The sequence below is a fragment of the Brachyspira pilosicoli genome, assembly GCF_008016535.1.
Lineage (GTDB): Bacteria > Spirochaetota > Brachyspiria > Brachyspirales > Brachyspiraceae > Brachyspira > Brachyspira pilosicoli_A.
In genome coordinates this window covers 22,152-42,676 of sequence record NZ_SAXY01000061.1, presented here as the reverse complement: position 1 = coordinate 42,676, position 20,525 = coordinate 22,152, and the positions used below count along the sequence as shown (strand labels likewise).

Genomic DNA, 20,525 nt, shown 5'->3' with positions numbered 1-20,525 from the left:
AATTAAAAGAATATACACATTTTTATAACAATCAAAGATTGATTTCTTCGTTATTGTATATTACAATCAAAGAAAGAATCAAAAATATTATAGCAAGTAAAAGTACAATATCTATGGCTCCATGACACTATATAATACACTTAATTAGGTTGACTTTTTTGTTTTTTATTATAATCTAAAAAGCTATGAGATATTATATTATTTTGCTTATAATGATTATTAATACTACAGTTTTTTCTATGGTTTCTGTTGAAGGTAAGGTTAATAGAAAGAGTATATATAAATGGCAGAATATTAAATATACTTTAACTTTTACAGGAGATGCTAATAGTTTTAAGGCTGAAGGTTTAGACGAAAACTCTATAAGCGATTTTGAGATAATAAACAAAAGAATAGAAAGTGAAACAATAGATAAAGAAAATACTGATATTAAAACTATATACAAAATAATATATACATTAAAGCCAATTAATAAAGGCAAATTAAAAATACCAGAATTAGAAGCTCGTTATTATGAACTTGAGAGGGGAAACAATTTAATACCAAATGAAGAGCCTTTAAGTGAATATAACATTAGAGTTTTCGGCAATTCATTTTTAATTATAATGATTGGGCAGTGGGTACTTATAGTTCTTATAGTATACTTATTATATAAATTTATAAAAAAACAGCATAAAAATTAAAATGGAGAGTTTATGACTAAAGATTTACAGGCTATTTCAGAAGCAGCCAATGCGGCATTAGATGTTGTGAATGCAGTAAAAGATGAAATTAAAAAAGTGATAGTTGGGCAAGAGAATATGATAGATAAGCTTTTGCTTGGCATAATATGTGATGGGCATGTATTGCTTGAAGGAGTACCGGGACTTGCAAAAACGCTTACAGTTAAAACTTTAGCTTCTACAATAGATGCAACTTTTAAAAGAATACAGTTTACGCCAGATTTGCTTCCTGCAGATATTATAGGTACAGAGATATATGATATTAAGAATTCAGTTTTCTTACCAAAGCAAGGTCCAATATTTTCCAACATCATACTTGCTGACGAGATAAACCGTTCACCTGCTAAAGTGCAATCTGCTTTACTTGAGGCTATGGAAGAACATCAAGTTACAATAGGCGATAAAACATATAAACTTCCAGAAGTGTTTTTAGTATTAGCTACTCAAAACCCAATAGAGCAAGAAGGTACTTATCCTTTACCAGAGGCACAGGTTGATAGATTTATGCTAAAGGTAATTGTTAAATACCCTCTAAAAAGCGAAGAGAAAACTATAATAAAAAATATGTCTTCTTCAAAACCAGAGGAAGTAAAACCTATTACAACAATAGAAACAATAAACAAATTAAGAATATTAGCTAAACAGATATATATAGAAGATAAGTTGTTAGATTATATAGTTAATATAATAGATGCAACAAGAAACCCAATAGAATATAAACTTAAAGAGGAGTATATTGATTATGGTGCTTCTCCTAGGGCTGGTATATATCTTACAAAAGCAGCTAAGGCTAATGCTATGATGAACGGCAGAGGTTTTGTGATACCGGAAGATATTAGGGCAGTTGCTTATGAGGTTTTAAGACATAGAATTAGTGTAAGTTACGAGGCACAAGCTGAGAATGTGAGCAGCGATATGATTATAGAAGAGCTTCTTTCAAATATAAATGTGCCTTAAAAAATTGTAAGTATATATAAATTTTAGTTTATATTTAAATTATGAAATAACTTCTTTATTTTGTATGATAATAGGCAATAAACCGTATGTATAGAGGGCATTCGACAGGAGTAAGCTAATCCGTGCGGAAATGTGCTTATGCTCACAGTAACAAACTTAAAAATTTTCAGCATAAACAACAAATAATAATGTCATGGAGCCATAGATATTGTACTTTTACTTGCTATAATATTTTTGATTCTTTCTTTGATTGTAATATAACCTAACGAAGAAATCAATCTTTGATTGTTATAAAAATGTGTATATTCTTTTAATTTTTCTCTTAATAATTCTACTGTGATATTTTTATTTAATCGTGAATAAAATTCTCTTTCGTCTATGCCGTGTACTCTTTCTACTACACCATTGTATCTTGGTGTAGCTACAGGAATATATCTCCTCTCTAATTTATTTTTTAAGCAGTATTCATCAAAAATATTGATTTTAGGAGTATTAATACAGCGATAAGTATATTCTATACCATTGTTACCACAGGCACTTCCTTCGGTCGCTGTTTGTATAGCCTGTATCTTAAAAGGTGAAGTTTTTAAGACATATTTTAAGAAAGATAAAGCACTATAAGGTGTTTTATCCTCATAGATTTGCCTCCAACTATAGCGAGTAGCTAAATCTACAGCTGTGAATTGATAAACTCTTTTTCTGCCTAATTTGATATATTTAGTGTCTATTTGAACTATTTTGCCTTCTTTTTGTATTTTAGAGACAAATTTTCGTTTATCATATCGCTTCTTTTTCTTTTTTATTTTGTATCTCCAAAGATTATTTCTTTTTAGTACATTCTCTATAGCTGTAACCCCTATCTTAATGCCTTCACGATTTAAATATGCTTTAATATAATGCTTACCTCGATATTCTTTAGTATAGAGTTCAATAATTAAATTAATAGCTTTTTGATTATTAAAGATATTTGGGGAAGTTTTTGGTCTAGTGCTAAAATTGGCGACAGTTCCAGTGTCTTTATATTTCTTAATCCAAGTATAAAAAGTGGATTTATTTATTCTTTCCATCTTTAAAAATCTTTTAATATTTTTAGTTTTTAATGCTTCATCCACTATAAATAATTTAAATTCTGTGCTATAATCTTTTTTCATAGTAGTATCCTTTATTTGTTTTCTATATCAAAATATTATAACAGGGATACTGCTTTTTTATACTAAAAAATGTCCAATATCTCACACTCCTAAACAATCAAGTATAAAATGTATATTGATATATTAATAAAAAATGTTATTATATATAATATTATAATACTATATATAATTTTTATGAATATTGAATTTTTACTTAGTGCTAAATTTAATAGGGCTCTTCCTACAAAAGATAGACTATTTAAATCAATAGTATCATCTCTAAACGAAGTAAATATTAATCCACTTGTTATGCTTTCAGAATATTCTATCTTAGATGAAGAGAAATCAAGCACATTAATATACTCTTTTCACCCATCTGCTGACCCTGTGTATTTTGAATATAAAGAAGGTACATTATATGTAACTATTAATAGCGGTATTTTTGGTGCTGGGTATCATAGATTTATCATTTCTGTATTAGGCAGAATTTCAACAAGATTAGATATTGTATTTGAAGAAGATAAAACATATAAAGACTACAGCGGATATTTTAAAGAAAAAAATTTTGATAAATTAAAAAATTTCTTTGCAGCAGCATTAAACGAATATTCAGAGAGTTTGCTTGCTAATGAAGAGTTTACAAACTTTATGATATCTATGCCTTATGATTATCCTATGATAGAAAAAGAATATTATGCTCTTTCTCCTTTGGGATATTGGGGTAAATCTTGGTTTAATAATTTAATTAATGCTCCTTTAGAAGATAAATATAATTTTGCAAGAGAGTTTTTTATTTGGAATGATGAAGAGATTAATGCCGATTTTTGGTTTAAGAGTTTAAATAGTATTATATGGCTTTATTTTCCTTTTAGAGAGATTATAGACGACAAAGAGAGAGATACATACAAAAAAATAATTTACTGTTTTCAAGAGGCTTATAAAAAAGATAAAAATTTGCCATATCCTTGGAAGATACTTTCTGATATAGCATACTATTTGGACGATGATAATTTAGCTAAGTTTATAGAATCCAATAAAAAAAATAATATTCAAATGACTAATACAGATATTGGATTTAGAAAAGAATATGCAAGATACTCTATTGCAGGCGGATTTAATATTTCTCTTCCTATGAGTTTTAATATTTACAGAGATGATAAAACCTTAGTAGAGTTTAAAAATATACATACTTACATTGCTATGCAGGTATATTCTTTTGCAAACGATGAAATTGACGCTATAATGGAATATGTTATAAAGCAAATGGACATCACAAATGAAGAGAAAGGCGACCTTACAGATATAAAAATAAAAGATATAAAATCTGCTGTATACAAAAAATCTATGGGCAATGATGATTATGTATTTACTGTAGTAGCCGTTTCAAAAAAGTTAGCCCTTCTTGCATGGTTTACATACAACGGCAAAGAAAATGAAGAGTTATGCATAGAGGCTATAAAATCTATAAGTATAGATAATTAATTCTTTAGACTAGAGTATTTCAATTATATTTCTAAAAAATTAATAACCTAAAAATTTCAAGTATATAATTTATTACATAAATTTTTGTTTTATTCAACTTTTTCCCGCCGCAAAAAGTGCAAAGTAAAATAACTGGAGTACGGTGGCTAGCCCTAAAAAACAATAAAAAAATCACTAATCTAAAAATTTCAAATATATATCAACAATCAATTCTTTATATTAGCGTCTTCAAAGTACTCTCTTCCCTCTTCATAATATAAAGGCAATTTGTCTGCTCTATAATATAATTCAGATTTCGGCATATTAAACTTATTTTTAAATAAAACTTCTTTTGTTTGTTTATCCACTTCCAATACAGTTCTTATAGTACCATAAGTTAAAAGCAAGTTATTTCCTTTTATGTCAGCATCTGAATTAATTCTTGAATAAAGCGAAGCCTCTCTAAACTCATCTGTTTTAATTGCTGTATAAGAACCATGCTCACCTGTAATACTATATTCTACATATCTTGAGCCTTTAGAGTTTCTGTTAGCATCTCCCTGATTATCAAGCATTCCTAAATTACCATTTGGAAAAAGTATTAATGCATGCTGATTTTTTGGTCCGTCTGTGAGTGCATCTCCTTTTACTCTATAAGCATCTAATGAAGGCAAATCTTTTAAGCTATCTTTATAAGGAATCTGACCATATGCATTTCCTGTTCTTGTGTTTAAGGTTTCATCTGCAAACCATCATATCAATTTCCAATCACTGTAGTCAATTGCAAATACTCCTAAATTCCTTGAAGATATATAAAGTATATCAGTTTCTTTATCATAAACAAGCGAATTAGCATGAAACCAGTCTATAGATTTCTGCTCTCTGTTTTCATCTGCAAATATATTATCTTTATCAAACACAATTCTGTTTAATATTCTTATTTCATTTTTATCGTTATTAGGAAGCACTATATCTCTTATAATAGACGCAAAACTCATCTTTCTAACTATATTTCCATAAAAGTCAATCTCTGTAATCTCATCATTTCCGCCCCATTTACTTGCAGATAAATAAATATAATTATCATCTTTTTTTATAGTGTCATGATGAGAATTGCTCGGATATTTTACAAGTTCCTTTCCAAGCATATTATGAATTTTTCCTTCATACATAGGATATATTAAAAACTTATTGCCCTCTATAGCGATTTTTGAAGCAGTAACTCCTTTAATAAAATATCTCACATAACCATTTTTTGATATACCTATAGTAGCAGTAGGATACCAACCATTAAAATATTGAATAAAATATAAATCAGGATTATTTCCGTCATCGTTAGTAAGTTTATTAATCTCTACTGTATATTTTGAATCAATGTACACATCATCATGATAAATCTTTTTTATATAATGATTTTCTATAATCTCTCTTCCTGCATCATTGATAATAATTGTATTAGTAGCTTCTGAGAAAAGCCCATGTATTTCAAACTCTTTTCCGTAGTTAGCAGGATAGGTATGAATTATATCAGGTTCATTGTATAGCCCTTTAACAGTTACTGTTATTGGGTAATTATTAGTATTGCTTATAACATAAGAAGCAGATAATGGAGCTATATCATAAGAATTTAATATTATAGTACCTAATGGTGTGAGTTTATTAGGGTCAATAATATTTTCTCCCAACTCCTTTTCATTTGCACTACAGTTTACTATAAAGAAAAAAGTAAATAAAAAAGTTAATAGCATGTTTTTCATAAGCAGCACCTAAATATAATATATATACTAAAAAATTTTTTATTTTCTAATAACTTAAATTTTAAATATTTGCAGGGCTTTGCCCCGCACCCCACTTCTTTTGGTGACCCAAAGAAGCAAAAGGACTGCATTCTTATACCTTTATATATGTATTATATTTATTCAATACCTATACAAATGTATAAAATTAAAATACTTGCACTTTTTCGTTCTTTGACGAAGTCCACACCGCGACTGAAAGGAGTCCTTCAGGGCGACCGAAGGAAGTACCTTTAGGTGTGTAGCTGCGGGAAAAAGAACAATAAAAAAATTACTAACTTAAAAATTTTTATTATATTTATTCAAAATTATAAATACTGTTTTAAATCATTTTCTAATAATTTGACAGCTTTTTCTAATACATTTTTTTTAATGGTTTAAAATTTTTGTGAATTGGATTATTTATATCTCTTTCACCTTTTAAAAATGTATATATATTTAATTCTACATTTTCAAAATAGCTCATTATAGAATGTGTAGATTTAGAACCATAAACGATGTCAGGTAATTGTGAATAATCTCCTCCTAATTGACTTTCTAATTGAAATAAATAACAAGATATATTTGGATAAAGAGTTTTTAATAAATGAAAATCAATTAATATACGTTTCATCATAGCATTTTCTGTGTATGCCTTACATTCTATTCCAATAACAAAATTATTATCTATAAATACATGTTTATCAACACTTAATCCATAATAATAATGGTCTTTATTTTTTAATATATAATCTCTAACTTCTTTATTTTTTATAGATTTTATATAATTTTCTTTTATTGGAAGTTTTATTTTTTTTGAATTAATTTCTAATCTATTCATATCACCTTTTAAATTATTCCAAGCTATTCTTATTATTTCTTCAGTGATATGTTCTTGTAATTTTCCTTTAACTGATCTTATTACTCCGCCATAAGCTCTATCCTCATCTTCTGCAGCATTTTTATTAACTACTTTTACAACACTATTATAGTCATTAATAAGTTCTTCTATAGATGACATATTATACTCCTAATTATTAAATAAATTGTTTGCTTCTTTTAACCTATCATTAGCTATTTTGCAATATTCTTCTGATATATCAATACCTATAAATCTTCTATTTAGTTCTTTTGCTATTTTTGTAGTAGTGCCAGCACCATTAAACGGATCTAATACAATATCATTTTGATATGAAAAAAGTTTTAATGCTCTTCTAACTAATTCTTCTGGAAACATAGCATCATGATTGTATTTTTTCATATTTCTTTCAGGTGCTATTGACCATTTTGAATATACCCATTTTTTAAATTCATCTGCTACTATATCTATATTATTTTTATCTCCTTCTTTTTTTAAAGAATTTTTACAAAATATTTCAATAAATTCCCAAGAATATTTTAAATATGGAGATGAAGGACTATTCCAGCTTCCCCAAGTACAATATTTACAATTATAATTATTTTTTTCCCATATAATTTCCCCTTTCCATATCATACCTTGATTTATAAAGAAATTACTTATTAAATGATGTGTAGGTATATAATCTGAAAACATAGGTTGCACATTTATAATAATTCTTCCGCTATCTTTTAATATTCTTATGCATTCTTTAAATATACAAAATAGTTTATCAAAATAATCTTCCCATATATTTACATCGTTTGTGTTTTCGTAACTAATACCAAAATTATATGGCGGAGAAGTTAATACTATATCTATAGAATTATTAGGAAGTTTTTGCAGAAATTCTAATGAATCAGAACAATGTATATTATTAATGAATGATTCATCTATTTCATTATTTTCTTTTTGAAAATCTTTTTTATAATATTCATAAGCTAATCTTTTTTTCTTATTTTCTTCTTTGTCTTTTACTTTTTTATCTTTGTTAAAGCTTTTAAAAACTATTTTTCCATTACTGCTTGAAAATGAACGAATTTTATATAATTCTTCTATTATTTTTTTTATTAATTTGTTGTTATTTATAGTTTCAAGATATTTTAAATCTACAATATCAAAATTTAAAATAATGCTATTATTATTTAATATTGTTTCTATTCCTGCTGTTTTTAATGATTCTATTCCTGCACTAATATCTGAATCATTATAAATATTTTCTATTTCTATAGTTCTAAATTCTTTCATATTATTACCTAAAACATATATTTTATATTGTACTATAATATTTATATTAAACAATATGTTATTATTTGTTGTTTGTTTAGGAGTATGAGATATTGGACATTTTTTAGTATAAAAAAAGCAGTATCCTTGTTATAATATTTTGATATAGAAAATAAATAAAGGATACTACTATGAAAAAAGATTATAGCACAGAATTTAAATTATTTATAGTGGATGAAGCATTAGAAACTAAAAATATTAAAAGATTTTTAAAGATAGAAGAAATACCCAAATCTACTTTTTATGCTTGGCTTAAAAAATATAAAGACACTGGAACTGTCGCCAATTTTAGCACTAGACCAAAAACTTCCCCAAATATCTTTAATAACCAAAAAGCTATTAATTTAATTATTAAACTCTATACTGAAGAGTATAGGGGAAAACATTATATTAAAGCATATTTGAACCGTGAAGGCATTAAGATAGGGGTTACAGCTATAGAGAATGTACTAAAAAGAAATAATCTTTGGAGATACAAAATAAAAAAGAAAAAGAAGCGATATGATAAGCGTAAATTTGTCTCTAAAATACAAAAAGAAGGCAAAATAGTTCAAATAGACACTAAATATATCAAATTAGGCAGAAAAAGAGTTTATCAGTTCACTGCTGTAGATTTAGCTACTCGTTATAGTTGGAGAGAAATCTATGAAGATAAAACACCTTCTAGTGCTTTATCTTTCTTAAAATATGTCTTAAAAACTTCACCTTTTAAGATACAGGCTATACAAACGGACAATGGTATAGAATATACTTATCGCTGTATTAATACTCCTAAAATAAATATTTTTGATGAATACTGCTTAAAAAATAAATTAGAGAGGAGATATATTCCTATAGCAACACCAAGATACAATGGCGTAGTAGAAAGAGTACACGGCATAGACGAAAGAGAATTTTATTCACGATTAAATAAAAATATCACAGTAGAATTATTGAGAGAAAAATTAAAAGAATATACACATTTTTATAACAATCAAAGATTGATTTCTTCTTTATTGTATATTACAATCAAAGAAAGAATCAAAAATATTATAGCAAGTAAAAGTACAATATCTATGGCTCCATGACATTTATTGAAGATTTTTATTATTTATATATATTTAAATATTTTGACAATAAATGTTTATTGATATATTATTTATTTTATATAAAGAGATGTGGGTTTTTTATGGATAATATTCAAATACCAAATATAAGCATAAGTAATTTTAAATGTTTCAAGGACTTTAAAGTAGATAGTTTTAAAAGATTTAATTTAATATTTGGGAAAAACAGCGTAGGAAAAACCAATTTTTTGGAGGCATTACATATATATTCTGATATGTTTAACTCAAATACTATTATAGCTAGTTTTTTGCAGAGAGATATACCTTTAAATAATAATTTGGAATTAATATTTCATAATTTTGATTATAGTAAACCAATAAATATAAAAACTACAAAGAAAGAATTAAATATATATCCTATAGAATCATTAGAAATTGCTCCATTAGATGGCATTTACTATCAAGTAAAAAATAATGATGGAAAAACCATAAAACTTCCATTACTTATAAATAGTAATAGAAAACTAGATAATAGTTTTATGTCTATTAATAATAATGTCATACTTAATAATAAAACAATACTATCATCAATTGTAAATTATCCATTATTTCATTTTTCTTTTTTTAATGATTCTAATTATAAGGAAAATAGATTTAAAATTAATATTATAGAAGGATTTGATAAAATTCAAAATCTAAAAATGGATAAAATAGTTGTAGATTGTTTAAAACCTATAATACCAAATTTACAGTCAATTAGAATATCATCTAATAAAATATGCGAGGCAGATATTGGACTTAATAGATATCTATCTCTAAATGCATTAGGAAATGGAATATTAAAAATATTTAATTACATTGTAAATACTTTATTCGTACCAGATGGAGTTTTACTTATTGATGAAATTGATAACGGTTTTCATTACAGTTCATTGAGTAATTTATGGATTTCTTTATTTAAAGTATGCTATACAAATAATGTCCAGCTTTTTGCCACCACTCATTCTTATGAATGCATAAAGGCTTTTAATGATGTTTATAACGAAGTAAAAAATAAATATAATTCAAATGATGATATTCAAGGTATAAGGATAGAAGCTGACAAAGAAGAAAAATATTACCCTGTTATATACAATAGTGAAGAATTAAATAATGCTATGGATAATTGGGAGGTAAGATAAAATAATGCTCAATAATCCTATGGCTAAAAAAGTGCTTCTTGTTGAGGGTAATGATGAAAGAGATTTATGCTCTCTTTTAATTGGTAAAAAATTAGGATTAAACTATATAACAGGAAAATATGATAAATCTTTTATAGAAGATAATGATACTGTTCATATTATACCTATTAATGAAGTTGATAATAAAAACAACATTACTTCATTTATAAAAAGCCCTAATTATAATAATATAGAAAAACTCGGTATTTTAGTAGATGCTGAAGATAATGCTCAAAAAAGATTTAATATTTTTAATGATATTATAAAACTTGAATATAATGCAAACCAAAATATATACTATGATGATAATAAAGGCTTATTTCTAACAACAAAGACTAATGATAAAACTTCTGGCTGTTTAGAATGTTTAGTTGAAGATATTATTTTAGAAAAAGATAAAGATTTATATAATGAATGTGTTAATAATTTTTTTGATTGTGCCAATAATTATATTAATCAAGGAGATAATGAAGCTCATATATTAAAATCTAAAATACTTGCATTTATATCTGTAAAATGTAAAAAAAGAAATACTATAGGCGGATTATTTCAGGAATTTAATGATTATTTAGATTCAAAAGTATTAAATGAACTTATAGTTTTTTTAAAAAATTTATTTAATTAGTTTAATTTTATTTTTTATATATTTAAAAATTATTTAGAAGTCCCGCCCTTTATTCTCTATAGCGTTTTATTGAAATTCTAATTTAAATTGTTTTACTGCTTATTTAGAAATGTTAACTCCCGCCCAAGTTTTTATTAAATAAAAAAATCTATTTAACGCACGGTTAGCGGACTTTATTATTTAATAAAATTTGTATTGTTAACTAATTTAATTAAAAAATTTTGTTTAACGTGCGGTGTGAATTTTTTTTATAAATTTAGAAATTAAAATAAAGCCTTCATAGCTATATAATATCTTCCATCTGTTGAGCCTTGAAAACCAAAGTAAATAGGGTCAAATTTTACATAAGCACTATATTCTAAACAAAATAAATCCTTACTTTTATCAAATCTATTTCTGTTATCATCATCATGTTCAATAGGTATATAAAACAAAGGACGTATTGCAATATTAAGCATTTTCCATTCAAGCCCTAATTCAAACCTTAAATAATGAGCATCATTGTCCCTCCAAGTATACTCTCCAAGCATATTAAGCCATAGTTCATTATTTAAGAAAGGCACTCTTCCCATAGCATAAAGCTGTATTATATGATGAGTATAATCATTATAATAATTAATATTGTTATTATCGAAAGCCTCTGGAGAGAGAGAAGATTTTTTATTGTACTGATACAAAAATTGTAATTTAAAATAATCTCCATTAATTTTAAAAACCGCAGCCAAAGGAGAAGAGTTTTCAGTAAATCCTTGAGAATAAGAAATCTCATAATAATGCCCAATAAACCCAGTTCTAAACCCCATAGCATTGTTTATCCTCGGTAAATACCAATGCGGAACATCTTCAAAACTTTTAGTAGAGCTATCAACCACAGAAGGCAAAAGCATAAAAGTAGATTCATTAATATCATTAACAGCTCTCATTCTAAAAGATAATAAAAGCCTTGTTAATGTTACAGTTTCTATACCAGCATCATAAACCTCTATGTTTCCATTAGCCTTAACTTTTCCATTTTCACTAAACACATTTAATTTGCTTGAAAGTGTTACAAAAGGAGTTGCAGAAAATATCCAATCATAATGAAAACTTTTTCCCACAGAAAAATACATGTTAGGCATAGAAAAGTTTCCGTTTTTTAAATTTACTCCTATAACAGTATTCATATGAAGCTCTATAGTTGATAATTCATATAATAATCTGGAAGAGAAAATTCTAGGGTCTGGATTATCTCTTTTATAGCTTTCATGTATATAATCATAAGGTATATATGATGTAGTTGGTCTAATAGGCTCTAAACCTATATACGGCCAAACATTTATTACGCCTTTCAGTAATCTCTGTTCTTTCTCAGAATATGGTGATTGTGCGTAGAGTGCTAAACAATTAAAAAAAAGAAGAATAAATATTAGTTTTTTCATTATATACGTTTTATTAAGTTTTTATTCTATTTGATTAATTTTACCATATAAATAAAAAATTGACAATTGCATTATATGTGATATAATTTTTTATACTATTGTTTTGGGGGCTGAAAGTGAAAGAATTTAGTGTATTGGAAAATAAAGTAAAAGATTTGTTAGAAGAATGGAAAATCCTCTCATCAGAAAAAAATGCTTTGTATAAAAATATTAATGAACTCATCTTAGAAAAAGAAAATCTTCAAAATAGCATAAATGAATTACAATCTCAATTGCAGTCAATAAAAGAAGATAAAACTATATTAGAAACAGATAAAAGAAATATTAATGATAATTATAATTCTCTCAAAGAAGAAAGAGATAATATTTTAAGAGAAAAAGAAAATCTATTGAAAGAATTAGAAGCTACAAAAATAGAAAGAGACAGCCTTAAAACAAATGTAGAAAGATTTGAAAAAGATTATTTCTCTCTTATGGAGGAAAATGATAACCTCAAAAAAGAAATTCAAACAATAAGCAGTAATATAGATAATATTAAAAAAGAAAATGAAGAGGTTCAAAGTAGTGTATTTAGTTTAATTAGCAAAATAGACAAGGCTATGATAGATGATAATATCTCTGATAAATTAAATGTAAACAATAATATTACTGATTTAGATATTAAAAAAATTAAAGAAAGTATAGAAAATAGCTCTTTTGTAGACAATACTATAGAAGACAAAGAGGTACAATTAGAAGAATTAAAATCAAATATTATTGAAGAAAGTATTGTTAACGAAGTGTCAGATAATACTAAATCAGATAATATTAAGGCAGATGATATTAAAGAGGAATATAATAATAATATTCAAAAAAATTATAGTAATGTTGCTAATGTAAAAGTGAATGAAGATGAGGATCCTTTTTCTAGTGCTTATGATGCAAGTTGGGACTCAGATATAGAAGATAATAATACAGAGAGTATCATTGAAGAAGAAAAAGAAGTAAGTCATCAAGATAATAACTCTTCTTATGATTTTGACGTCAATGAAGAAGATCAGTATATGTTTGGTGATGATGAGGAGGAAGATTTTTTCTTTGATGATGATTCTAAATAATAATTAGGAAATATTATGGGAAGTAATTTAGAGGTTAATATATTTGGAAGAAATTTGAGTATTAAATATGATGAAGAAAATATTGAATACTTAAAAGAATTAGCATCATTTGTTGATGAAAGTATGAAAGAGATATCAGAAATTTACGGCGATAAACAGCCTAGAGATGTTATAGCTATACTTGCTTGTCTTAATATCGCTGATGCCTTTAAAAGAGAATTAAAAAATACCAAAGCTGGAGAAGATACTCTATCAGCTTTTAAAGAGAGTATAGTATCAAGATCTAATGAACTTATTAAGCTCATAGATGAAGTAACCTTAAAAGAATAAATAAAAAATTATCAAAAAATATTTTCTTTCTAAAAACTGACTAAAAAACTTATAAAAAAATATAGGATAAATATCTATTTTATTATTTTATAATATATTTTATAATAAAAAAAGGAAAAACATTGATGGAAAAAAACTACGAATATCAAATTTCATTTATTAGTATAATCATTATTGGTTCTTATATAGCTTGTCAGATGATATCAAATATAGCAAGCGTAAAGATAGCAAATGTATTAAATTTAGCTGTAGACGGTGGTACTTTTCTCTATCCATTAGCTTTTACAATAAGAGATATGTCGCATAAAACAATAGGCAAAAAAAATACTCAAAAACTTATATTAGTTTCGGCTATAATAAATATATTTACACCTATTTATTTTTATATAATATCAAATATACCAGCAGACAGCAGTTGGCAATTTAATGAAGCTTTTCAATTAACATTAAGCCCAGTACTTAGAATATCAATAGCTTCAATTGTTGGCTCTACAGTAGCAGAATTGGTTGATACAGAGATATATCATTTCTTTGTAACAAAAATTACTAAAAGATATCAATGGCTTAGAGTATTAATTAGCAATGCTTTTAGTATACCTGTTGACAATTTATTATTTGTAGTGATAGCATTTTACGGAGCATTGCCTTTTGAGGCTTTAGTTGGAATATTTGTATTTAACTTCTTTGTAAAATATGCAGTAACTATTATAAGTGTGCCTATGATATATTTAGTAAAAGAAAATAAAGAATAAAAAAATATTTACAAAATAGATATTAAGAAAAAAGCTGCTCCCATTTTTGAGAACAGCTTTTTTCTTTTTTCAATCAATCAATAAATAAAAATCATCATTGAACTAAGCGTAATACACCTTGAGTTATAGTGTTAGCTTGAGCAAGCATAGCTAAGTTAGTTTGACTAAGTATTTGATCTTTAGCAAATTTAACAGAAGCTTCAGCCATATCTGTATCTCTTATTCTGCTTTCAGAAGCCATAGTGTTTTCATAACCTATCATCAAACCTTGAGCAGTAAGCTCTAATCTGTTTTGATAAGCACCAAGATTAGATCTTTGTTTAGAAACTTTCATTAAAGCTTCGTCTAATAAACCTATAGCAGTATTAGCACTGTCAATAGAAGAAATAGAAAGGCTAGTACCGTCATTAGCATTTTGTAAACCTAAAGCAGCAGCAGTCATAGTACCTATATAAACTCTTCTTCTTTCGTCCATATTAGCTCCCATGTGAAACCACATACTTGCAGCAGGGTTTCCGCCGGCATTAGGATCAGCAAATCTACCAGTAAGCATATTAAGAGTGTTAAACTGAGCTTGACTAGCAATACGATTAACTTCATCTACTAATTGAGAAACTTCAACTTGAATGAGCATTCTGTCATCATCAGTATAGATACCGTTAGCAGATTGTACAGCTAATTCACGAATTCTTTGTAAGATGTCTTGACTTTCTTGAAGGTAACCTTCAGTAGTTTGAATGAAAGATATACCATCTTGAGTATTTCTTTCAGCTTGACGTAAACCGCGAATTTGTGTACGCATTTTTTCTGATACTGCTAATCCAGAAGCATCATCTCCAGCTCTGTTAATTCTCATACCAGAAGCTAAAGTTGACATATCTTTAGAAAGGTCTACATTCCTAAATTTTAAAGTACGTTGTGCATTTACTGCACTGATATTATTATTGATGATCATTGTCATCCTCCCTGATATATTTATTCAAAAAGGCATCCGTGCCTAATTGGCAAAAAAATATTAAAGAGAATTTATGACTTTCCGAGATTTTAAACAAATTAAGGTTTTTGGTAAGTCATAAACTCTCAAGGCATTTTTATCTGCAAATAAAAATACCTAAATATGGTTTATCAATTAATAATAAAAACGAAAGGTTCGAGACCGCCAAATCTTTGGACCTTCGTTTTTCTATATATTAGTTCTCGGCTCTATCGGCATAAACTTAAATTGGGTTTAGCATTTTTTTTATTTTTTTTAAATTTTTTATTATAAGTAAATGATTCACCGCACGCTGTATAAAATAAACTATATTAACAAGATTAGAATATAAATTTTATTATGTTTTTTGTTTAATTTAACGTGCGGTTGAGAGTCTTTTAAATTTCAAAAAGCTTGGGCGGGCAGCTTATAATTCTTAATTATCTGATAAGAAAATAGAGACTATATTTTTTATTTTAGGCAATAAATATAAAGGGCGGGGTATGTAATAAAAAATGCTAGCTTTTTTTATAATTATATTGTATAATTACGGAACAATATAAAGAGTTATTGTAAAAGTAATTTACTAAAAAGGATATAAAATGATAAAAAATTACAATATGTACTGGTTTGTATTAGCATTTTTACTATAGCGGCTTGTAGTTCAAAGAATAATGACATAACAAATCCTACTAAAGATGATATATACAATAATAACAACAATAATAATGCAAAAATTATTACTACATCTTATACAATTAATGGTCTAGATGAAAAATATAACGGAACTTGGAAATTTTTTAATTCTGATGAAACAGGAAACAATGGAGTTGATATAACTATAAAAGACGGAGGAGTAAGCGGTTTAGTAATATCAAACGGTAAATCACAAAATATAGTAAGTTTTGCAAAAGAGAATATTTACAGCAAACCAGAAAAAGAGGATAATAATACTATGATAGATATTTTGGTTATATAATAAGTGACGGCACTTGGGTTGGGGAGATACATTTTCCTATTTATGATGATGAAACAGTTGGATATGTTTATGTAACAAATAAAAAAACTTCAGAAATAATAATTGGAATGCTAGATAAAGCACCTAGTGTTAAAGAAGGCATTGAGGATTATTTTCAGGGTACATTCAATGCTAATGATAATAGAAATGTAAACATAACAAAAGAGTTTGTAGAATATTTAGAAAATGGAGTTGCAAAGGTAAAAATACCAGCATCTTTTCTTGAACTATCAAGAGATGATAAAAATAATTTAGGTTATACAGTATTTTATGGACCTTTATATAGCGTAGTTTTTATTGATACATCCAACAGTAAAATTAATGAAGCTGTAAATCAATTAAATTTTATTTACATGGATTATAATAATAAATTAGAAATAACATTAAATGAAGATGGAGTACCTATTTCTGCTAAATACAATAAAAAAATAACTACTATATCACCAGATAATTTGTTATATACTAGACAATAATTACTGATGCCATATAAAAAAGAATGCTTTAAATAAAAACTTTTTATTTAAAGCATTTTTATTTTTAAACGACAATAAAAACGATACTCTAAATTATAAAGTTGGTATATAGCAGATGAAAAAACTACAAAATATAATTATAATATTTATCATTAGTATTAATTCTCTTCTTGCTAATAATTTTAAGGTAATATCAAGACAAGGCGAGGCTTCTGTTATTGTAAATAAGGAGCATTCTCATATAGATATAAAAAAAAGTTTTCCTGAAGATTATTTTTCAATATCAACAAAAGAATCTTCATATATGGTAATAGATAATGGCGAGAAATCGATAATATTAATGCCTGAATCTAAATTAACATTTCAAAACAATCAATTTACACTTCATTTTGGATATATATATATAAAAAGCAAACATAATGATGAAGTAAAAATCACACTAACTAAAGATAATAAAGCATATGGTTTCAAAGGAAAATCATTTGCCATAATTTCTTATAATAATGATATGACAGTATTAAGCCATAATAATGCAGTAAAAATAGAGCCTGCTCAATCTCTAGGCATATCATATTATTTAGAGCCTTTTAATAAAACATTAATAAACTCTTCTATGAATGGACCTTATAATATTAATGAAAACGAAAAGACTTTATTAGAGAATGTATCAAGACAATTAGAAATAGAGATGAATGACCATTTAAACGAGGGTATAGAGAGATATAACTTTACTATATTAGAAGGCAGTAAAAATGAAACTACAATATATAGAATAGTACATCCTAAAAAAGGACCTAATGTATTTTTAATAGTTCCGCATGGAAGCGAGAGAGTTGGTACAGATGTTGCAATAGAAAGACTTAATATGCCTATAAAAAAGGGAAGTCTAACTATAATACCTATAGCAGTTCCTGAGGCTTATAGATTAAATACTCGTGCCATAGAAGGACAAGACATTAATAACAGATTTTTTGATAAAAAGATTAACAGAACAGATACGGATAAATTAGCACAAAAATATATGGATATGCTTGATGAATATGATATAGATGTTGTACTTACGCTTCATGAGGGTAATGGATTTAAAGAGTTTTTTGGAGACTCTATTATATATGACACTAGGAAGCTAGATGATAATGTAAAAAAAGTACTTGATAATATCAATTCAAGAATAGAGCCTATGAAGTTTAAATTCAAACAAATGTATTATCCGATGCCAACAACTATAACCTACTATGCCGCAGAAAAAGGAATAGATGCATATGGTATAGAGCTTACCCGTAATCTGGATTATGACAAAAAAAGAATAATAATGCATACAATATTAAGTGAGTTTTTTAAAATATACGGCTTAGAATAAAATTGTATTTAATTTTTTATAATATATAATGTAGTATTATTTTATTTAAGGATTATTATGCTGTCATTAAGAAAAGCATTAGAAAAAAAAGATTTTGAAGTAGTAGACTTATTTACTTTAGCATTTTCACTTTTTAGACATAATTTTGTTAATTTTTTATTAGTTGGTTTTTTATGTGCGATGCCGACAATAATTACAACTATATATTTCCCGCCTACTATGTTTGACCCTACAAAGATGCAAACATTTAAAGATGTTGTTGATTGGTTTCAAAATGAGGTTAATGAAGGTTTTTATATTAATTTATTTTTATCTTGGTTTTTAGATATTATTTCGGCAGTGTCAATTGCATTATTAGTAGAAGGCTTAATTTATGATAAAATTAGAACCGCTTCTTTTGCAATAATTAAAACTTTTCAAATGATAATTCCAATATTAGTGACTTCTATCATTACAATAGTTATATATTTCTTTGGACTTTCTTTCTTTATAGTTCCCGGTATAGTGCTTATGATTTTATTTATGTTCACTACAAACATATGTGCTTTAAGGCATACTTGGGGTATAGATGCTATTAGATATTCTTTTTCTTTGGTAAAACCTAAGTTTTTTAAATCATTATCTATGCTTGCTTTTATAGTATTATTTCAAAATGCATTTATAATAACTTTCCCTTCAGCACCAATGGATACAAGAGAGGGAGTATTATATTATTTTTTATCCATGATAATACTATATTTCTTTGATACTTATTTTAAAATATTAATCTCATTATATTTTTTAAATAGAGATTTTGTTACTAGTGCAACAATAGATGATGATATTTAATTGTTTATTATATCATTTATTTTCTCTTCTAAGTTTTGAAAACTAGATTCTAATAAATAGTATCTATTATTATCATTTACTAATTCTATTTCATAATTATCAGTTTTAGAATATATATTATAACTTACTGTTTTATTATCTAATAAATATATCTCTATTTTATATAATAAATTAGATTTTTGAGTATTATCTTTTATAAGCCCATCTGCTTCTAAATTAGCAATAGAATATAAAGAAGTATATATATCATTTTGGTCAATATTTTTATTATTCCAAGTTTTAGTCCAATTAGTAGAATCAGTTTTTTCTATAGTGTATGAATTGTTATTATACGATATAGTTATTTTATTTATATCATCAATTCTTACAAATGATATAGTTTTATTTATTAAGTCATCTTCAGTTTTATCAAATATATCTTTAGGATTAATAGGTGTGTTGCCAATCAAATAAACATTTTTATCATTATTAATTTGTGCATATACTAAATTACCAAAATTAGCTTTCATACCAAATCTTATATTTCTCACTTCTTTAGATGAAATGTCTTTTGCTTTTACAATTAAAGCTTCATTATCTGATAGTCTGTATTTATCTAATATTTCATCACTTCCTCTGGATAATAATTCTACTGGCTGTATATTATTAAATGCATTTGTTATTGATTCTATTGCATTAAAATCAGCATTATATTTATCATTTACTATCCATTTATTATCATTAAATTTTATTGTAATTGTTTCATTACCGTTTCTTGTAATAGTGATTTCGCTTAATTGTGTATTAATAGTTTTAAATTTAGGCAAAGAATAGCCTTTATTTTTTAATGTAATTGTGAGTATTAAAATTATTGCTAGAACTACAACTATAGAAGAGAGTATTATATATTTCTTTTGAATGTTTGCCATCAAATTATTCTCCATTTTTTAAATTTAAAATTTATTATACAAAAATAAACAAAATTGTAAAGCATTTAGAAGTATAGCATTATATATTATTTAAACAATTATATTTATTTTGATATTTTATACTTTGTCATTAATATATGTACTTACTATATTACCATAAATGAATAAAAATATTATATTTTAGCTACAACATTTAATTGTACATTAAAATGCACTCCCCCGCACGACTAATAAGTTATAATTAAAG

General features: G+C 26.0%; 18 protein-coding genes and 1 pseudogene. 12 read left to right on the top strand and 7 right to left on the bottom strand.

The annotated features are described in order from the left end of the window. Nucleotides 1–185 precede the first annotated feature (185 nt). Nucleotides 186–683 (top strand): BatD family protein, encoded by a 498-nt coding sequence (locus tag EPJ72_RS10170; RefSeq protein WP_242004990.1) that lies wholly within the window; start codon nt 186–188, stop codon nt 681–683. A gap of 12 nt (nt 684–695) precedes the next feature. Further along, on the top strand, nt 696–1,679 hold the full coding sequence (locus tag EPJ72_RS10165; RefSeq protein ID WP_147732040.1) for an AAA family ATPase: 984 nt from the start codon (nt 696–698) through the stop codon (nt 1,677–1,679). 191 nt (nt 1,680–1,870) lie between these two features. Here EPJ72_RS10165 and EPJ72_RS10160 read toward each other — a convergent pair whose 3' ends face one another. After that, entirely contained in the window at nt 1,871–2,830 is a 960-nt protein-coding gene (locus EPJ72_RS10160) for an integrase core domain-containing protein (protein WP_147732039.1), read from the bottom strand. A 174-nt stretch (nt 2,831–3,004) separates the two neighbouring features. Here EPJ72_RS10160 and EPJ72_RS10155 point away from each other — a divergent pair, with 174 nt between their 5' ends. Then, the gene (locus EPJ72_RS10155; RefSeq protein WP_147732038.1) at nt 3,005–4,291 is read left to right on the top strand and encodes a hypothetical protein; all 1,287 of its coding nucleotides are present in this window, start codon (nt 3,005–3,007) and stop codon (nt 4,289–4,291) included. 206 nt (nt 4,292–4,497) lie between these two features. Here the strand turns inward: EPJ72_RS10155 and EPJ72_RS10150 are convergent. The 3 genes and pseudogenes from EPJ72_RS10150 to EPJ72_RS10140 all read right to left on the bottom strand — a co-directional run bounded on the left by EPJ72_RS10150 (nt 4,498) and on the right by EPJ72_RS10140 (nt 8,191). After that, a pseudogene (locus tag EPJ72_RS10150) lies at nt 4,498–6,018 on the bottom strand (aryl-sulfate sulfotransferase). A gap of 403 nt (nt 6,019–6,421) precedes the next feature. Then, nucleotides 6,422–7,066, bottom strand: coding sequence for a hypothetical protein (locus EPJ72_RS10145; RefSeq protein WP_199749287.1), 645 nt, complete (start codon nt 7,064–7,066; stop codon nt 6,422–6,424). 9 nt (nt 7,067–7,075) lie between these two features. After that, nucleotides 7,076–8,191, bottom strand: a complete 1,116-nt coding sequence (locus EPJ72_RS10140; RefSeq protein ID WP_147732037.1) for a DNA-methyltransferase — start codon at nt 8,189–8,191, stop codon at nt 7,076–7,078. Nucleotides 8,192–8,361: 170 nt separating this feature from the next. Here EPJ72_RS10140 and EPJ72_RS10135 point away from each other — a divergent pair, with 170 nt between their 5' ends. The 3 genes from EPJ72_RS10135 to EPJ72_RS10125 all read left to right on the top strand — a co-directional run bounded on the left by EPJ72_RS10135 (nt 8,362) and on the right by EPJ72_RS10125 (nt 11,121). Further along, nucleotides 8,362–9,297, top strand: coding sequence for a DDE-type integrase/transposase/recombinase (locus tag EPJ72_RS10135; RefSeq protein ID WP_147732036.1), 936 nt, complete (start codon nt 8,362–8,364; stop codon nt 9,295–9,297). 101 nt (nt 9,298–9,398) lie between these two features. Further along, nucleotides 9,399–10,457 (top strand): AAA family ATPase, encoded by a 1,059-nt coding sequence (locus EPJ72_RS10130; RefSeq protein ID WP_147732035.1) that lies wholly within the window; start codon nt 9,399–9,401, stop codon nt 10,455–10,457. 4 nt (nt 10,458–10,461) lie between these two features. Next, nucleotides 10,462–11,121 (top strand): DUF3226 domain-containing protein, encoded by a 660-nt coding sequence (locus EPJ72_RS10125; RefSeq protein WP_147732034.1) that lies wholly within the window; start codon nt 10,462–10,464, stop codon nt 11,119–11,121. A gap of 263 nt (nt 11,122–11,384) precedes the next feature. Here EPJ72_RS10125 and EPJ72_RS10120 read toward each other — a convergent pair whose 3' ends face one another. Beyond that, complete coding sequence (locus tag EPJ72_RS10120; protein ID WP_199749286.1) at nt 11,385–12,539, bottom strand: hypothetical protein; 1,155 nt, start codon at nt 12,537–12,539, stop codon at nt 11,385–11,387. 116 nt (nt 12,540–12,655) lie between these two features. Here EPJ72_RS10120 and EPJ72_RS10115 point away from each other — a divergent pair, with 116 nt between their 5' ends. From EPJ72_RS10115 to EPJ72_RS10105, 3 genes are all read left to right on the top strand, one after another. Then, nucleotides 12,656–13,636, top strand: a complete 981-nt coding sequence (locus tag EPJ72_RS10115) for a viral A-type inclusion protein (protein ID WP_147732033.1) — start codon at nt 12,656–12,658, stop codon at nt 13,634–13,636. A 15-nt stretch (nt 13,637–13,651) separates the two neighbouring features. Then, complete coding sequence (locus tag EPJ72_RS10110) at nt 13,652–13,966, top strand: cell division protein ZapA (protein WP_147732032.1); 315 nt, start codon at nt 13,652–13,654, stop codon at nt 13,964–13,966. A 125-nt stretch (nt 13,967–14,091) separates the two neighbouring features. Next, on the top strand, nt 14,092–14,718 hold the full coding sequence (locus tag EPJ72_RS10105) for a queuosine precursor transporter (protein ID WP_147732031.1): 627 nt from the start codon (nt 14,092–14,094) through the stop codon (nt 14,716–14,718). 94 nt (nt 14,719–14,812) lie between these two features. Here the strand turns inward: EPJ72_RS10105 and EPJ72_RS10100 are convergent, their stop codons facing one another. Then, nucleotides 14,813–15,673: a flagellin N-terminal helical domain-containing protein gene (locus EPJ72_RS10100; RefSeq protein WP_147732030.1), complete on the bottom strand. Its 861-nt coding sequence runs from the start codon at nt 15,671–15,673 to the stop codon at nt 14,813–14,815. Nucleotides 15,674–16,777: 1,104 nt separating this feature from the next. Between EPJ72_RS10100 and EPJ72_RS13490 the strand changes: the two genes are divergently transcribed. The 3 genes from EPJ72_RS13490 (at nt 16,778) to EPJ72_RS10085 (ending at nt 19,370) form a co-directional block, all read left to right on the top strand. Next, nucleotides 16,778–17,182 carry a hypothetical protein gene (locus EPJ72_RS13490; RefSeq protein ID WP_242004989.1) on the top strand — a complete coding sequence of 135 codons (405 nt, stop codon included), beginning with the start codon at nt 16,778–16,780 and terminating at the stop codon, nt 17,180–17,182. A 115-nt stretch (nt 17,183–17,297) separates the two neighbouring features. Next, a complete protein-coding gene (locus EPJ72_RS10090; protein WP_147732029.1) occupies nt 17,298–18,542 on the top strand; it encodes a hypothetical protein in 1,245 nt (414 codons plus the stop codon). A gap of 57 nt (nt 18,543–18,599) precedes the next feature. After that, complete coding sequence (locus tag EPJ72_RS10085) at nt 18,600–19,370, top strand: hypothetical protein (protein ID WP_147732028.1); 771 nt, start codon at nt 18,600–18,602, stop codon at nt 19,368–19,370. On the opposite strand, the gene EPJ72_RS10080 is transcribed toward EPJ72_RS10085, so the two are convergent. Then, the gene (locus EPJ72_RS10080; protein WP_147732027.1) at nt 19,367–20,278 is read right to left on the bottom strand and encodes a DUF4340 domain-containing protein; all 912 of its coding nucleotides are present in this window, start codon (nt 20,276–20,278) and stop codon (nt 19,367–19,369) included. The two genes, EPJ72_RS10085 and EPJ72_RS10080, sit on opposite strands and share 4 nt — an antisense overlap. Between the last annotated feature and the right edge of the window lie 247 nt (nt 20,279–20,525).

Bases quoted from the DNA above. Each gene is read 5' to 3' on its own strand.
- EPJ72_RS10135 (WP_147732036.1), top strand. From the start codon at position 8,362: ATGAAAAAAGATTATAGCACAGAATTTAAATTATTTATAGTGGATGAA.
- EPJ72_RS10080 (WP_147732027.1), bottom strand. From the start codon at position 20,278: ATGGCAAACATTCAAAAGAAATATATAATACTCTCTTCTATAGTTGTA.
- EPJ72_RS10100 (WP_147732030.1), bottom strand. From the start codon at position 15,673: ATGATCATCAATAATAATATCAGTGCAGTAAATGCACAACGTACTTTA.
- EPJ72_RS10155 (WP_147732038.1), top strand. From the start codon at position 3,005: ATGAATATTGAATTTTTACTTAGTGCTAAATTTAATAGGGCTCTTCCT.
- EPJ72_RS10130 (WP_147732035.1), top strand. From the start codon at position 9,399: ATGGATAATATTCAAATACCAAATATAAGCATAAGTAATTTTAAATGT.
- EPJ72_RS10090 (WP_147732029.1), top strand. From the start codon at position 17,298: ATGAAAAAACTACAAAATATAATTATAATATTTATCATTAGTATTAAT.
- EPJ72_RS10120 (WP_199749286.1), bottom strand. From the start codon at position 12,539: ATGAAAAAACTAATATTTATTCTTCTTTTTTTTAATTGTTTAGCACTC.
- EPJ72_RS10140 (WP_147732037.1), bottom strand. From the start codon at position 8,191: ATGAAAGAATTTAGAACTATAGAAATAGAAAATATTTATAATGATTCA.
- EPJ72_RS10085 (WP_147732028.1), top strand. From the start codon at position 18,600: ATGCTGTCATTAAGAAAAGCATTAGAAAAAAAAGATTTTGAAGTAGTA.
- EPJ72_RS10105 (WP_147732031.1), top strand. From the start codon at position 14,092: ATGGAAAAAAACTACGAATATCAAATTTCATTTATTAGTATAATCATT.
- EPJ72_RS13490 (WP_242004989.1), top strand. From the start codon at position 16,778: ATGCTAGATAAAGCACCTAGTGTTAAAGAAGGCATTGAGGATTATTTT.
- EPJ72_RS10110 (WP_147732032.1), top strand. From the start codon at position 13,652: ATGGGAAGTAATTTAGAGGTTAATATATTTGGAAGAAATTTGAGTATT.
- EPJ72_RS10160 (WP_147732039.1), bottom strand. From the start codon at position 2,830: ATGAAAAAAGATTATAGCACAGAATTTAAATTATTTATAGTGGATGAA.
- EPJ72_RS10170 (WP_242004990.1), top strand. From the start codon at position 186: ATGAGATATTATATTATTTTGCTTATAATGATTATTAATACTACAGTT.
- EPJ72_RS10125 (WP_147732034.1), top strand. From the start codon at position 10,462: ATGCTCAATAATCCTATGGCTAAAAAAGTGCTTCTTGTTGAGGGTAAT.
- EPJ72_RS10165 (WP_147732040.1), top strand. From the start codon at position 696: ATGACTAAAGATTTACAGGCTATTTCAGAAGCAGCCAATGCGGCATTA.
- EPJ72_RS10145 (WP_199749287.1), bottom strand. From the start codon at position 7,066: ATGTCATCTATAGAAGAACTTATTAATGACTATAATAGTGTTGTAAAA.